14 protein-coding genes are annotated in these 14,912 nt (G+C 65.7%); 8 read left to right on the top strand and 6 right to left on the bottom strand.

The genetic code is table 11. The annotated features are described in order from the left end of the window. The first annotated feature begins 2 nt into the window (after positions 1-2). The 4 genes from ACZ5MJ_RS23900 (at position 3) to ACZ5MJ_RS23915 (ending at position 6,874) form a co-directional block, all read left to right on the top strand. A complete protein-coding gene (locus ACZ5MJ_RS23900; RefSeq protein WP_432261864.1) occupies positions 3-707 on the top strand; it encodes a GntR family transcriptional regulator in 705 nt (234 codons plus the stop codon). Beyond that, on the top strand, positions 704-1,738 hold the full coding sequence (locus ACZ5MJ_RS23905) for an Ldh family oxidoreductase (RefSeq protein ID WP_432261863.1): 1,035 nt from the start codon (positions 704-706) through the stop codon (positions 1,736-1,738). The genes ACZ5MJ_RS23900 and ACZ5MJ_RS23905 overlap by 4 nt, the downstream gene beginning before the upstream one ends. A gap of 91 nt (positions 1,739-1,829) precedes the next feature. Continuing rightward, positions 1,830-5,396 (top strand): indolepyruvate ferredoxin oxidoreductase family protein, encoded by a 3,567-nt coding sequence (locus ACZ5MJ_RS23910; protein WP_464226138.1) that lies wholly within the window; start codon positions 1,830-1,832, stop codon positions 5,394-5,396. Between the two features lie 155 nt (positions 5,397-5,551). Further along, positions 5,552-6,874 (top strand): MFS transporter, encoded by a 1,323-nt coding sequence (locus tag ACZ5MJ_RS23915; RefSeq protein WP_464226139.1) that lies wholly within the window; start codon positions 5,552-5,554, stop codon positions 6,872-6,874. 54 nt (positions 6,875-6,928) lie between these two features. On the opposite strand, the gene ACZ5MJ_RS23920 is transcribed toward ACZ5MJ_RS23915, so the two are convergent. The 4 genes from ACZ5MJ_RS23920 to ACZ5MJ_RS23935 form a co-directional block, all read right to left on the bottom strand. Next, positions 6,929-7,468 carry a TlpA disulfide reductase family protein gene (locus ACZ5MJ_RS23920; RefSeq protein ID WP_464226140.1) on the bottom strand — a complete coding sequence of 180 codons (540 nt, stop codon included), beginning with the start codon at positions 7,466-7,468 and terminating at the stop codon, positions 6,929-6,931. After that, on the bottom strand, positions 7,458-8,501 hold the full coding sequence (locus tag ACZ5MJ_RS23925; protein WP_464226141.1) for a transporter: 1,044 nt from the start codon (positions 8,499-8,501) through the stop codon (positions 7,458-7,460). Before ACZ5MJ_RS23925 ends, ACZ5MJ_RS23920 begins: the two co-directional genes overlap by 11 nt. 330 nt (positions 8,502-8,831) lie before the next feature. Continuing rightward, the gene (locus tag ACZ5MJ_RS23930) at positions 8,832-9,179 is read right to left on the bottom strand and encodes a cupredoxin domain-containing protein (RefSeq protein ID WP_464226142.1); all 348 of its coding nucleotides are present in this window, start codon (positions 9,177-9,179) and stop codon (positions 8,832-8,834) included. Positions 9,180-9,214: 35 nt separating this feature from the next. Further along, positions 9,215-10,159 (bottom strand): metallophosphoesterase family protein, encoded by a 945-nt coding sequence (locus tag ACZ5MJ_RS23935; protein ID WP_464226144.1) that lies wholly within the window; start codon positions 10,157-10,159, stop codon positions 9,215-9,217. A 383-nt stretch (positions 10,160-10,542) separates the two neighbouring features. Between ACZ5MJ_RS23935 and ACZ5MJ_RS23940 the strand changes: the two genes are divergently transcribed. The 4 genes from ACZ5MJ_RS23940 to ACZ5MJ_RS23955 all read left to right on the top strand — a co-directional run bounded on the left by ACZ5MJ_RS23940 (position 10,543) and on the right by ACZ5MJ_RS23955 (position 13,592). Further along, positions 10,543-10,764, top strand: a complete 222-nt coding sequence (locus ACZ5MJ_RS23940) for a hypothetical protein (protein WP_464226145.1) — start codon at positions 10,543-10,545, stop codon at positions 10,762-10,764. Positions 10,765-10,962: 198 nt separating this feature from the next. Then, positions 10,963-12,660 (top strand): adenylate/guanylate cyclase domain-containing protein, encoded by a 1,698-nt coding sequence (locus ACZ5MJ_RS23945; RefSeq protein WP_464226146.1) that lies wholly within the window; start codon positions 10,963-10,965, stop codon positions 12,658-12,660. 244 nt (positions 12,661-12,904) lie between these two features. After that, on the top strand, positions 12,905-13,171 hold the full coding sequence (locus tag ACZ5MJ_RS23950) for a DUF4148 domain-containing protein (RefSeq protein ID WP_464226147.1): 267 nt from the start codon (positions 12,905-12,907) through the stop codon (positions 13,169-13,171). A 13-nt stretch (positions 13,172-13,184) separates the two neighbouring features. Then, positions 13,185-13,592, top strand: a complete 408-nt coding sequence (locus tag ACZ5MJ_RS23955; RefSeq protein ID WP_464226148.1) for a hypothetical protein — start codon at positions 13,185-13,187, stop codon at positions 13,590-13,592. Between the two features lie 404 nt (positions 13,593-13,996). Here the strand turns inward: ACZ5MJ_RS23955 and ACZ5MJ_RS23960 are convergent, their stop codons facing one another. Continuing rightward, entirely contained in the window at positions 13,997-14,335 is a 339-nt protein-coding gene (locus ACZ5MJ_RS23960; RefSeq protein WP_464226149.1) for a penicillin-binding protein, read from the bottom strand. A 185-nt stretch (positions 14,336-14,520) separates the two neighbouring features. Continuing rightward, positions 14,521-14,904 carry a nuclear transport factor 2 family protein gene (locus tag ACZ5MJ_RS23965; protein ID WP_464226150.1) on the bottom strand — a complete coding sequence of 128 codons (384 nt, stop codon included), beginning with the start codon at positions 14,902-14,904 and terminating at the stop codon, positions 14,521-14,523. Positions 14,905-14,912: the final 8 nt, after the last annotated feature.

Here is a 14,912-nt window from a genome sequence, read left to right on the forward strand (position 1 = left end):
CCATGACCAAACTTAGCAGCGTCTCCGACGCGATCATCCGCTCCATCGAATCCGGCGCACTGCGCGAGGGCGACCGCCTGCCCTCCGAAGGCGAGCTCGCCAGCTTCCATGGGGTCAGCGTCGGCACGGTCCAGAAGGCATTGGCACGGCTCACGCACTCCGGACTGATCACACGCGAACAGGGACGGGGCACCTTTGTCTCCGGGACACGCGTGGCGCCGGCCGACGTCCGCTATCTGCGTTTCCGCGACGAACAGGGCAACGAGCTGCCATCCTACGTCCACGCGCGCTCGGTGAAGCGGATCAAGCGCAAGGGACCGTGGTCGGAGTTCCTTGCCGGTGAAGGCTATGTACGCATCGAGCGCGTGATCAGCGTCGGCGGCCGCTTCGACCTGTACAGCGAGTTCTGGCTGCGCGAGGAAGACTTCGCGCAGCTCGGCGGGCTGGACCGTGATGCGCTGGAGAAGAACCTGCGCGAGCTGATCGGCCAGCGCCTGTCGCTGCCGACGTTGCGCGTGGACCAGTGGATCCGCTTCGGCCAGGCCCCGGCCGCGGCCGCGCAGGAACTTGGCCTGGATCCCGAAGCGCCGGCATTCATCATGGAGTTGCGTGGCTACACGCTGCGCGACCAGCCGCTCTACTACCAGTCGGTCTATGCCGCCCCGTTCGCGGAGCGCCTGATGATCGTGCGGGAGAAATCGACATGAGTAACCGCTGGAACACCGACCAGCTCGCGCGCTGGGCCGCCGCCGTGTTCGAGTCGTGCGGCGTGGCGCCGGACCAGGCGACCGAAGCCGCCGCCGCGCTGGTGCGCAGCGAACTGCGCGGCTACAAGACGCATGGCCTGACGCGGGTTCCGTCCTACGTCGAACGCCTGCGTGCGGGCGATTTCAACCCGCGCCCCGAGATGTCGCACAAGGCCTTCCCGGGCGGCATCGTGCTGGATGCCGACGGCGCCATGGGCCAGATCGCGGCCCCGCGCGCCGTGCAACTCGGGCTGGAGGCGCTGCGGTCGAGCGCATCCGTGCTGGTTGCCGTGCAATCGTGCGGCCATCTCGGCGCGCTCGGCATCCCGGCGTTGCTGGCCGCCGAGGCCGGCGCCTTCTGCATGGTCGGCCAGCGCACGCCACCCGTACTCGGCATGGAAGGCTTTGCCCGCGCCGCCATCGGGCACAACCCCATCGCCTTCGGCTGCCCGCTGCCGGGCGCGGCGCCCATCGTCTTCGACGTGGCCTGCAGTGTCGCCGCGCGCGGCCATATCCTGCTGGCCGCCCGTGAAGGCAAGCCGATTCCCGAAGGCTGGGCGCTCGACGCCGACGGCCACCCGACCACCGATGCGCAACGCGCGCTGGAAGGCTCGCTGCTGCCCACCGGCGGGCACAAGGGCATTGGCATCGCCATGATGGTGGAGTGCCTGGCCGGCGCCATGGCCGCCACCGCCGACTCGCTCGCTCCCGCGCGCAACACCGTCGCCGGCAGCGGCGCGGTCGGCCGCCAGGGCGGTTTTGTCTGGCTGGTCAAGCCGGACGCCTTTGCCGGCAAGGAGCTGTTCGCCGAATACATGGCGCAGTGGACCGGCAACTATCTTGCTGCCGGCGGCGCCAACGCCCGGCTTCCGGGACACCGCGGCGATACGCTCGAGCGCGAAGGCCGCACGCAAGGCATCACCCTGCCCGACGCCGTCGTGCGGGCGCTGGATACGCTAGGCCGGGAACTCGGCATCCCCCTCCCCGGCTAGCGCCGCTTTCGTCACCAGTATTGCCAGAGATCCGGGTGCAGACGCACGCCGGCAGGCCCCGTTCAACCCTGTTTGCCTGAAAACCGCCACGATGAACGCTCCCACACTCCCCGAAGCGGCCCGGCAGGCCTTGCAAGCCGTGTCGATCGACGACAAGTACGCGCTGGACTCCGGCCGTGCCTACATGAGCGGTGTGCAGGCGCTGGTGCGCCTGCCGCTGCTGCAGCGCAGGCGCGACGCCGCTGCCGGCCACAACACCGCCGCCTTTATTTCCGGCTACCGCGGCTCGCCGCTTGGCAGCTATGACCAGGCACTGTGGCAGGCAAAGAAGCATCTTGCCGAGAACCACGTGGTCTTCAAACCCGGCGTCAATGAGGAACTCGGCGTCACCGCGGTCTGGGGCTCGCAGCAACTGGAGTTCGATGCCGCCAGCAGGCGCTACGACGGCGTGTTCGGCATCTGGTACGGCAAGGGCCCGGGCGTCGACCGCAGCGGCGACGCGCTCAAGCATGCCAACCTCGCGGGCACCTCGCCGCTGGGCGGCGTGATCGCGCTTGCCGGCGATGACCACGTCTCCAAGAGCAGCACGCTGGCCCACCAGAGCGACCACACCTTCATGGCTTGCGGGCTGCCGGTGTTCTTTCCGGCCAACGTGCAGGACATCCTCGACCTCGGCGTGCATGCCCTGGCCATGAGCCGCTTCAGCGGGCTGTGGGCCGGCATGAAGACCGTGCAGGAGGTGGTGGAATCGGGCGCTTCGGTGATCACCGACTCGGATCGCGTGCGGATCGTGCTGCCGGACGACTTCGCCATGCCCGACGGGGGCCTGCATATCCGCTGGCCCGACGATCCGCTCGGGGCCGAAGCGCGCATGATGGAGTTCAAGTGGCCGGCCGCGCTCGCCTACGTGCGCGCCAACCGCCTGAACCGCAACGTGATCGAGGGATCCGGCGACCGCTTCGGCATCATCGCCAGCGGCAAGGCCTACAGCGACACGCGCCAGGCCCTGCTCGACCTCGGGCTGGATGACGCCACCTGCCGCGCGCTCGGCATCCGGCTGCACAAGGTCAGCGTGGTATGGCCGCTGGAGCCCGACAGCGTGCGCGACTTTGCGCGCGGGCTGCGCGAGATCCTGGTGGTCGAGGAAAAGCGTCCCGTGATCGAGCAGCAGCTCAAGGACGAGCTGTACCACTACCCGCCCGATACCCGCCCGGCCGTCTTCGGCAAGTACCACCACGCCGACGGCGCCGGCGGCGAATGGAGTCACCGCAAGCCCGCCGAGGACTGGCTGCTGCGCGCCAAGGCCGACCTGTCGCCCGCGCTGGTGGCCAAGGCCATCGCGCAGCGGCTCCGGGCGCTGGGCGTGCCGGCCGACGTGGCGGCGCGCATGGATGTGCGCCTGCGGGAGATCGATGCCAGGGAACGCGCCACCTGCCAGGGCGACGCGCGCGCCACCGACCGCCTGCCCTGGTTCTGCCCGGGCTGCCCGCACAACACCAGCACGCGCGTGCCGGAAGGCTCGGTCGCAACCGCCGGCATCGGCTGCCACGGCATGGTGGTGTGGATGGACCGTTCGACCACTTCATGGTCGCAGATGGGCGGAGAAGGCGTGCACTGGATGGGCCAGGCACCGTTCAGCAAGCGCACCCACATGTTCGCCAACCTGGGCGACGGCACCTACAACCACTCCGGGCTGCTGGCGGTGCGCCAGTCGATCCATGCGGGCGTCAACCTGACCTACAAGATCCTGTTCAACAGCGCCGTGGCCATGACCGGCGGGCAGCCGGTGGACGGCCAGCTCGACGTCCCGGCGATGACGCGCGAACTGGCCGCCGAGGGCGCGCGGCAGATCGTGGTGGTGACCGACGAACCCGGGAAGTACAAGGGCGCCGGCAATCTCGCCGCCGGTGTCACCGTGCGCCACCGCGACGAGCTCGATACCGTGCAGCGCGAGCTGCGCGAAGTGTCCGGGGTGACCGTGATCATCTACGACCAGGCCTGCGCCACCAAGAAGCGCCGCGAGCGCAAGCGCGGCACCATGGTCGATCCGGCGAAGCGCGTGGTCATCAACGAGCTGGTGTGCGAAGGCTGCGGCGACTGCTCCGTGCAGAGCAACTGCCTGGCGGTGCAGCCGGTGGAAACCGACTTCGGGCGCAAGCGCAAGATCAACCAGGACACCTGCAACAAGGACTTCTCCTGCACCAAGGGCTTCTGCCCGAGCTTTGTCACGGTCGAAGGCGGCAAGCTGAAGACCCCCGCCCCCACGACGGGCGGCCGCGCCGCGCCGCCGGCCATTCCGATGCCCAGGCTGCCGGACGCCGGCAAGCCGCAACGCATCGTGGTGGCGGGCATCGGCGGCACCGGCATCGTCACCATCGGCGGCGTGCTGGGCATGGCCGCCCACCTTGAAGGCAAGGGCGTGATCACCCAGGACGCGACTGGCATGGCGCAGATGGGCGGGGCTACCTGGAGCCATATCCAGATCGCCGCCAGCCCGGACGCCCTGCATGCGAGCCGCGTCGACATGGCCATGGCCGACCTGGTGATCGCCTGCGATACCGTGGTCGCGGCCAGCAAGGCCTCGCTGGCCGCGATGTCGCCGGCGCGGACCTATGTGGTGCTGAACAGCCATCTCACCCCGACCGCGGCCTTTGTCCGCAACCCGGACTGGGATCCGCAGGCCGGCGAGGCCGTGGCGCGGATCGCGCAGTCCGTCGGCGAAGGCCAGCTCGCCAGCTTCGACGCCGAACAGGTGGCGAAGCAGGTGCTCGGCCAGTCAATCTACGCCAATCTGCTGCTGCTCGGCTATGCCTGGCAGAAAGGCAAGGTGCCGCTGTCGCATGCGGCCCTGATGCGCGCCATCGAGCTCAACGGCGTGCAGGTCGACAGCAACAAGGCGGCCTTCGAATGGGGCCGGCTGTGCGCGCACGATATGTCGAAGCTGCCCGCGCAGCCGGCTGGCTCGCAGGTGATCCAGTTCGTGCGCAAGGTGCCGGTCGAGGAACTGGTGGCAAAGCATGCCGAGTTCCTGACCGGTTACCAGAACCGGGCCTACGCGGCGCAATACGAGGCCTTTGTCGGTCGCGTGAAGGCAGCGGAATCGGTCCTCGGCGGGACCCGGCTGACCGAAGCCGTGGCCCGCTCGCTGTTCAGGCTGATGGCCTATAAAGATGAGTATGAGGTGGCTCGCCTGCATACCGGGGCCGCATTCCGCCAGCAGATCGCATCGATGTTCGAAGGCAAGGTCCGGCTGGTCCATCACCTGGCCCCGCCCCTGTTTGCGCGGAAGAACCAGGCCGGCGAACTGGTCAAGGGCACCTATGGCCCGTGGATGCGCACTGCGTTCGGCGTACTGGCCCGTTTCAAGGGCCTGCGCGGCACGGCATTCGATCCCTTCGGCTACACCCAGGAGCGCAAGGAGGAGCGGGCCCTGATCGGTGCATACCGGCGCAGCGTGGAAGCCATGCTGCCGGCACTTGCCGCGCACAACCTCGACCTGGCGCTGGAGATTGCCCGGCTGCCGCAGGAGATCCGCGGCTACGGCCACGTCAAGGCGCGCAACCTGGCGGCCGCCCGCACGCGCTGGGAGCGGCTGATGGCGCAATGGCAGCAGGGGGACGTCGTGCCGGGACAAGGCAGGGCTACTGAAGCGGCATAAACCAGAGACTGCAGCCATCAAGCAGACCGGATTCCGGCTGGATCAAGGCAGCACCGCCCTGGCTAAGCCAGCCAGCCGGGCCGCCCCACGCCAGCCAGCGCTTCCGACCAACAACAGCGCGCGGCGGCATCATGCCGCGGCACCAGGAGACAGCCTTGCCCCTCGATCCCACCACCATGGCTTCCCCAGTAGCCACGCCCACTCCGGCCGAGGACAACCCCAGAGCCATGTCCAGGGTGTCCGCCATCACCGCCATCACCATCGGCGGCGCCCTGGAGCTGTATGACTCGGGGGTGTACAACTTCTTCGCCACCCTGATCATTCCCCTCTACTTTCCCATTGGCAATCCGCTCGGCCAGTTGCTGCTGTCCTTCGGCACCTTCGGCGCGGGCTACCTGATGCGCCCCCTGGGTGGATTGGTGATCGGCGCCTACGCCGACCGCCGCGGCCGCAAGCCCGCGGTGCTGCTGTCGATGTGGCTGATGGCTTTCAGCGCCCTGATCCTCGTGGTGACGCCGACCCATGCGCAGATCGGCTACGCTGCCCCGGTCCTGATGATCCTGGCACGCCTGATCCAGGGCTTTGCCATCGGCGGTGAAATGGGCTCGGCCAGCGCCATGCTGCTGGAGTATGCGGACGAACGCTCACGCGGCTTCTACACCAGCTGGCAGACGGCCAGCCAGGGCATTGCCGCCGTCTTCGCCGCGCTGGTGGCGCTTGCGCTCAGCCATACGCTCAGCGCCGATGCCCTCGAGCATTGGGGCTGGCGCGCGGCCTTCCTGCTCGGCATCCTGGTGATCCCCATCGGCCAGCTGATCCGCCGGCGCCTCGAGGAAACGCTGGTGCCGCCGCCGCGCAAGAAGGCGGCTGCCGGCGGATGGCAGCTGATGCGCCAGCACTGGCGTGAGCTGGTAGCCAGCGTGCTCCTGATGACGGGCCTCGCCGCGGCCGTGCACCTGATCGCTTACTACCTGCCGAACTACGCCACCTTCCAGCTGCATATCCCGCGCGGGGACGCCGTCTGGGCCGGCTTCGTGGCCGCGGCCATGATGGTGGTGTTCGGTCCGATCGCGGGCTGGATGTGCGACCGCGTCGGGCGCCGCACCATGGTGTGGTGGTCGCGTGTGGTGCTGCTGCTGATGGCCTATCCGGCCTTTTTCCTGCTCAATGCCTTTCCGTCGCTGACTTGCCTGCTGGTGGTGGTCGGTTGCCTGGCCATTCCCATGGCAATGACTTCACCCGCCACGCTGGTGCTGGTGAGCGAGGTACTGCCACAGCGCCTGCGGGCCACCGGCATGTCCGTGACCTACTATGTGGCCATTGCGGTATTCGGCGGCTTTGCCCAGCTGTTCTCGACTTTGCTGATCCACCTGACGGGCAGCCCCAATGCGCCGGCTTTCTACCTGATCGGCTGTGGCCTGGTCTCGCTGCTCGGGTTGACCATGGTGCCGGAGACGCTCGGCCGCAAGCTGTCGTAGTCGCAACGCCGTTGATGAGGCAAGCCGGTGGGCGATTCGAGTGAAGCCCTCCGGTTACCGCTTGAGCAACGGCGTGACGACCTGCTCCAGCCTCTCGGCTGTCCACGCCGGATTGGCATCGTCCCAGCCGTTTTCGGCGAGCATCCCCGCGCGATCGATGGTGAAGTTCACGGGCAGGCGCCAGATCCGGCCGTAGCCACCGGCGTAGGCACTCCCCAGCAGCCCGACCGGAAAGGCGAGGCCGGCAGCCATCTTGCGCACGTCAGCGATGGAGTCCGGCGTGTCCAGGCTGAAGCCAAGCACGCTCAGCCCTTCGCCCGCGTGTGCCGCCGCATAGGCGGACAGGACCGGAAGCTCGGTGTGGCACGGGCCGCACCATGTTGCCCAGAACGTGAGCACCACGACCTGGCCGCGCAGGTCTCGCGTATCGACGGTGCGTCCGTCGAGCGTGCGCAGTGTCAGCGGCGGCGCAGGCCGACCCACCGCCAGGCTTTCCGCGCGGGCCGGTGTGTGCCAGCCGCCAACCGCGGGGGCGCAGGCCAGGGCGGCGGCCGTTCGTATCCAGTCGCGCCGGGACGACACATCAGAATGCATAGCTCACCCCCACGTTGCCGGTCCAGCGCGGGAAAAGTTGATACCCCTTGAGGTTGCTATAGATTGCCCGCTGCACGAAGGCGTACATATGCACGTGTTCGCCTACGGCAACGGTGACGCCGGGGCTCAGGTAAAGCACGCTGCCTCCCGTGCTGATGGTATCGGCGAGTGCGCCCTGGTCCGTGCTTTTGCGGGTGAAATTGAACTGCAACTGAGGGACGATCTTCGGGTCGGCGACGTAGCGCACGCCGCTGCTCACGGTCAGGAGATTGCCGGGGCGATAGTCCGCATTCACGTCGCGCAGCCGTTGCATCACCGCTGCCTGGAACTGGCCGTTGACGAAGGCGTCGAAATTCTGGCTGACCGGCTGGTAGTAGTACGCCCCGAGGATCAGGTCCGTGCTGCCGGTGCCGGGTTGCAGGCTGGCGTCGAGCGCCTGGCCCGCGGCCGCATTCGGGCCTGACGAGAAGAACACCGGGCGGCCCACGGTGGCGCCGGTGACTACATTCTGGCCGCCGTAGGCGCCCGTGGGCAACTTCACCCCCAGTTGCACACCGAGGTTGCGAGTGGGCAGGAAGCCCTGGTAGGTGCCGATGAGCTTGATATCGCCCAGGCCGCTGGCGGTCACACCGCTGACGTTGTCCGGCGTGAGCTGGTCAGAGGTCGCGTTGCCATAGGTGGTGTGGCTGCGGTCGATGATGGGGACGATGGTGCTGAAGTTCCAGCTACTGTTCGGGCTGTAGCTCAGGCCCAGGTTGTAGTAGCGGTTGATCGTCTGTTTCTCCACCTCCTGGGTGCCCCCGGCATCGTTGATGGCGGCTAGCCGCGAGGCGGGGACTGCGCCAGTCCCGTGGCGCAGCTGGTTCTGAGGGATGAAGCTGTAGTCGAGGCTGATGCGCCAGCCCGGCATCGATGAGTAGCCCATGGCGGCATCGGCGCTGAGCGAGCAGCCACAGGTCGCGCATGCTTGCGCGGCGATTGGCGCCGCGGCCGTGGAAGCAAGCAGGAGGCGTGAAAGGAGGCTGGATGCCATGCTGATGCGATGAATGAGCGCTGTCCCGCGATGCGCGATGGTGAAGTAGATGGGCTGGCAGCGCCCACTTGCAGTTCCGCCGACCAGATCCAGGCCCGGTTACCCGGGCCAGGAGTCAGTCACATCATGAAAATGTTGAATTGGCGCCACTGCAGTTGGCCGGATGCCCCGAATTTGCGGGGATTATCCCACCGCCAGGTGCAGATCGGCGCCGCCACCGACGTGCGGCGGAACGTCGCACGTCGCGTTGCAGCGCCACGCCTCGCGCGAGGCGCTGCGGGGGCCGGATACCTCACATCGGCTGGCGGCGCCAACGCCTGTAGCGCGCACCTACTGGACGGTGACTGTCGCCTTCATATTAGGGTGTATGCCGCAGAAGATCTTGTAGACCCCCGGCTTATCGAACTTGAAATTGAAGGTGTCATTCTGATCGAGCGCGCTGGAGCGGAACAGGCCGGCGTCGTTGACAACCGAGTGCGGTTCGCCATCAAGATTTTTCCAGGTCACGGTCGAACCAGCCTTGATCGTGAGCGACATCGGCGAGAACATGAAATTCTTCACCACGACGACATTGTTCTCCTGCGCTTGCGCGGCGGAGAACCCGGAAACCGATACGGCCACGAGCATCGCGACCCCGAAGGGGATGACGAAGGCGCGGCGAAGGATAGTCGTTAGCATGATTTTGGCTCTGGTTGGTAAGGCGTGTAGGGCGTTCAGGCGAGCGTCGTGTCGGCAAGCGTCGCCTGGAGCGGGTGGCGCATGATCTTGATGCTGGTCACGCCAAGCATCCTGGGCAGCTGATCGCCCGGTACAGTCAGCGGCATGGGTCCGGGCCCATTGCCTGCAGTCGGTTGGGGATAGGCCGTCGAGCGCGCCGTGTGGAAGGTGATATTGCCCTCCACCTTCGAGACGATCTGGTGGATATGTCCGTTCAGGACCGTGACCGAACCGAAGCGCTGCAGATAGCTCATCGCTTCGCCGGCATCGCCGGTGCCCCAACCCCACGGTTGGTAGATCGTCCACATTGGCATATGCGCGAACACCACGACCGGCGTGCTGGACGAGCGGCCCTTCAGATCGGCTTTCAGCCAGGCAAGCTGGTCGTCGCCCAGCCCCCCCAGGCCGTTCGGCTTGAAATGCATCACGTTGACCAGGCCGATGAAATGGACGCCGCTGTGGTCGAAGCTGTAGTAGCCCTTATTGTCGGAGGCTTGACCGAAGCGCTTGAAGTATTCCGTCCCTGGCCCATCGGTGACGTCATGCTCGCCGGGCACGGTATGCAACTCGGTGATATTCAGCCCCGACATCAACTGGGCCGCGTGGTCGAACTCTTCCGCCTTGGAAAGATGCGTAATATCGCCCGTGTGAATCGTCAGCGCCGGCTTGACCGGCATGGCATTGACGAAGTCGATCGTCTGCCTGAGCGTACCGGCGACGTCGGGATTGGCTTCCTTGTTGAAGCCAATATGCGTGTCGCTGATCTGCAGGAAAAGGGGAACGCCGGCGTCAGCCGCGCGCCCCTTCCCGGAGGCGGAAAGGGCAAGCTCCACCGGCGTGAGAACACCGCCGGCCAGGACAAAGACCGTGCCCGCACCACCGAAAGCGAGACACTTCAACGCGTCACGGCGCGACGGATTGGATGGAAGATCTGATGACATAGTGCCCTCACGAGTAAGGATCGAGAGGTAGATCGCCGGACGATCCGGCGGGCCTCCCGACTGGATTCACGAGGAAGACTGCCGGGCCGTCCGTTTTATTCCAACTCGAGCACCGCGCTGCGCAGGCTGGGAAGCCGGATGCGCACGCAGGTCCGCCATGAAGCCGTCCGGGTCAGCTTCGCCGGCATTGGTAGTCGCGGTATTTCATCCCTGCGGCACTCCGGTGCGAATAAACCTGGTGGCCGGGCAGTTCTACAGGTGCACGGCGAACCAGTTCTCTGGATTGATCGATATCACGGCAGCCGGAAGCGAGTCGCGTGCCCAAGCGCAGCCTTCTCGGCGATGCGCTTTGGAAGCTATCCGTACTGCACTTGGAGATCGTCATGAAAATCCTGATTTCGGCCGCTGTCGCGGCTCTGGCATCGTTCGCAGCCCTGGCCCATGCATCCGGCATGCCCACCGATTCCGCGACCCCCGACAGCAGAACCCATATCAACGGACCGCGCGATCCCTACACCGATGGCGCCAAGGCAAGCAAATTCGATGTCTATTCAGAGGGTGCGAAAGTCACGGATCGGCGCGATCCTTATACCGACGGCGCCTGAAGCGATGCCTCGTCCGACGCCTTCCTCAACACGGGAATGACGTCGGACGCAAAGACCATCCTGGCCGACAGGATGCGTTGCGCATCCCAGGTCTCTCACACCAGCCCCTTCCACGCCGGCGACGGTAAGATACGAGTTCGGCTGCGTCCCGACGCCGGTGGGCAAGCGCTGGCGCATCGAGAGCGTGGAGAGTCGCGCATGTCACTCTTTCCCTATCTTCAAAGGCTGCGGCCGGCCGGTGTGCGATCGGTCCGGCTGGCGGCCGGACTGGTGCTGTTCACCTACGTAGGCACGCACCTGCTGAATCACTCGCTGGGGAATATCTCGCTCGCATGGCTGGAGCGCGACCTGCTTGTGCAGAAGTTCATCTGGCAGGGATGGCTCGGAACGGTCGTGCTGTACAGCGCGCTGGTGACCCACTTCTTCCTGGGCCTGTGGGCGCTGTACGAACGGCGCTCGTTGCATTGGACTCCGGGCGAGGTGGCGCAACTCGTCCTCGGCTTGTGCATCCCCCCGCTGCTGGTCAACCATGTGGTGAACACGCGGGTTGCCTTTGCCGCTTTCGGCCTCGACAAGGGTTACGCGCAGTTGCTGTATGGGTTCTCGATCGCTTCACCGTTCTTCGGCCGTATTCAACTGCTGCTGTTGGTGGTCGCCTGGCTGCATGGGTGTTACGGCATCTGGTTCTGGTTGCGGCTGAAACCATGGTTTGGCGCGTGGCGAAGCGTGCTGCTGAGCTTCGCCGTGCTGCTCCCGGTGCTCGCCCTGCTAGGCTTCTTGCAGGGCGGACGGGAAGTGATCGCGCTCGCGCAGGACCCGGTCTGGCGCGCCGCAGCGACCCGGCCGTCGATCATGGGAACGGATGCGCAGAATCTCTGGCTCGCCGGGCTGCGCAATGACTTTTTGCTCTTCGATGGTGGCGCGCTGCTGCTGGTGTTCGCAGCGCGGCTGGCGCGCACGGTGCGGGAGCGCCGGGTCGGGCGGCTCTGCGTCCTGTATCCGGACGGCCGAAAGGTATTCGCACCGCTCGGATTTTCGGTGCTCGAGGCTAGCCGCATGGCCGGCGTTCCCCATGCCAGCACCTGCGGTGGCCGCGCCCGATGCACGCTGTGCCGCGTGCGCGTGCTCAGCGATGTGCCACTGCCCGCCCCGGCCGAGGCGGAGCGCCGTGTCCTGGAGCGGCTGGGCGCTGATTCGCAAACCGTGCGCCTCGCCTGCCAGTTGCGGCCGACCCATGATCTCTCCGTGTGGCCGCTGGTGCCGCCGGCGGCATCCGCGGCCTTCTTGCAACGGCGCCAGCGCGACGTCATGCCGCAAGAACGATTCGCGGCATTCATGTTCGTGGATATGCGCAATTCCACCAAGCTTGCGGCGGCACAATTGCCGTTCGACAGCCTGTTCGTGGTCAGTCGCTTCCTGAGTTCGGTCTGCGCCGCGGTAGTCCAGGCGGGCGGCCTGCCAAACCAGTTTCTGGGGGACGCAGTGCTCGCGATCTTTGGCCTGGGCAGCCAGCCGTCCGCCGCCTGTCGTCAGGCGCTCAGCGCGGTGCCGCTGGTGGCAGCCAATATCGAGGAACTCAACGCCGCGCTCGAGCAGCAATTGCAAACGAGAATCCGGTTTGGCATTGGATTGCATTGCGGCCCGGCGGTCATGGGTGAGATTGGCTTTCGCGAGCATGTCACGTTCACCGCGATTGGCGACCCGTTGAACGTGGCCTCGAGACTTGAGCAGTTGACCAAGGAGATCGCCTGCGAGGCGATCGTTTCAGAGCAGGTCTTCCAGACAGCCGGCATCTCAGCGGCAGCCCTGCCGCAGCTGGCTGCACGCCTGCGCGGACGCGATGACCCGGTGCCCGTCCGTGTGCTGTACAGGGCGGCGCAGATGCCTCGGGCCTGACTACGCCCTCCGCGCCACGCTCACCAACCACCGATGTCAAGACGTAGATCAGCGCACGCCGCCGGCGCAGCGCGATACGTTCGCATCGGGAATAAGCCGGACGCCGCTGTGGTTTGACTGGTGTACGCCGGACGGTTGGCAAGGATCGAAGAGACCCCTGCAACGCGTGCGACGCGACGTACCAAAGCGCCACACTTGCCAGGTCGGACTTTGGATTCCTGATTGCACTGCATTGGAGATTGTCATGAAATATCCCAGTCTGATTGCTGCCGCTACCCTAGCAATGGCGGCAGCGCACGTATATGCCGCAGACATGAACGTCGCCGCCGGACCCGACGAAAACGGCACCACGGTATCGCAGGCGGCCCCGGCCGCGGGACAGGCCCCGATGCCGACGACGGCCCGCCCGGCCCCGATGGGGAAGACCCGCGAAGAGGTTCGCCAGGAGCTGATCCGTGCACAGAAGGATGGCACGATGGAGCGCTTGAACACGCTGTATGGCGGAGGCTGAACGAGTGCCCGACATGAACCGCACGCGCGTGCGGCGGACGCACGATCGTCAGTTTCCGATCGTGTCCACAATCACTGGAAAGCTGGATAGCATCATGAACAAACTGCACCCTTTGAAGACGCTGCTGATCGCCGGGTCTTTTGCCGCTGCCCTGGCAGCTGGCCTCGCCCAGGCTGCGGAGGCCAAAGACGGCACACGCCGCACCAACGCTGACCCATTTGCCAACAGCGCGCGGATCGTCGCGGGACGCGACCTTAGCGGAGTATCGGCATCGCCCGATCGCGGGCCGGACTCTGGCGCCGAGGCGGCTCCCGGCACGCAGGCTGGCCCGTCCGCGGAATCCGTCCACACACTTGCCGGCTGGGATCAAACCGGTCCGTCGGCACCGCCGGCACACAGCAGCGAGAACCCGGTCGCGTAGCGATATGCGGCGATGAGAGGACTTGGGGAGGGCTCGAAGTCTTCATCGAGGACGAGAACGCGTGACGATGATTTCGAACGGAGCCGAGGTGAGAGGATTTTCCTTAACTCTCTTCTTCGGCCTGGAGGAATCTGAATTGGAGTGCAAGATGAACTTGCGAGATAGCGTGTATGTCCTGGCAGGATGGGTAGGCTTATGTTTGGCAAGCGGAACCGTTGCAACCGTGATTGCGCGAATACTTACCTGATGAAAGGCATCAGCGGCGGCGCCTTAGCGCCGTCCGCAGCATGCCATTGTCAGGTGCTGGTGCTTCCTGTTTCATGACGTACCAATGGCAGCTTCAGCTCGTGAAGCAAGCCGCACATGATCGAAGGTGCAAGCAATCGCTTGACCTCTGCCGCGATTCAGCGGCCCATGCGGCGATTGTAGTTGCGCGAAATGCGCGCCATCAACGCTGGATCGTCTGCAGCCATGCTGTCGAATTCCACCCGCACGTGGCCGTCTGCCTGCTGGTGAACACTGGCCATCACCGTCCTGGTATCCAGACTGCCGACGACCACGCCATTGACCGGGTCCTCGACCCTGATCGCCAGGCCCTGGTCGCGCATTGCCCCGGCCGCCGCGGTGAAGGTGCGATCGAAGCTGGCCGGCCCCATGACAGTAAAGGCGCCTGTTCCGGCCGGATCCGATGTACATGCCAAAAGCGCCAGCATGGCGCCGCTGACTATCAGTGAGAGTCGCATGATGATGACTCCTTCCGCCAGCCCCGGCTCAAAAATGTACGCGTTGCGACTTCAGGCGAGTTTTCCACTCGCTGATCGCCAAGACATAAGATTAGGCGACGTTGGCGAATGGACACAGCTTGCCGGGTGCGCGCCTGCACCCTGCGGATGCCGACCTGCTCGCCTGATCGGCTGCCGGTCTTACCTTATAGAAAGCGGACCGACGTATCAGCAAAGCCCTTCCAGCGCCGAATCTTGCCGTCGACGACCGTGAAGATGTGCAGCCATTCGGTTTCAATCGGCTTACCTTCAGGACGCGTGGTCCCCCGTAGGTAGCCGAGTACAACCACATGCTCACCTGCCTCGATAAACTCGCGTGGTTCGAAGATTTCCGTGTTATCCGCCTGTGCGAGCTGTGCAAAGAAGCTGGCGACTTCGGCCTTGTTGTTGCGCTGCCCGGTGTAGGGGATCTGGGGTGGCCCTACCATCTTCCAGTCGACCTGGTCAGCCACCAGATCGAGGATGGCATTGACGTCGCCGCGGCCATAGGCCTCATAGGCTGTTTTCACGACAGAAATCGGGGTTGTCATTATTGTCT

Source organism: Cupriavidus sp. LA-1, assembly GCF_055385985.1.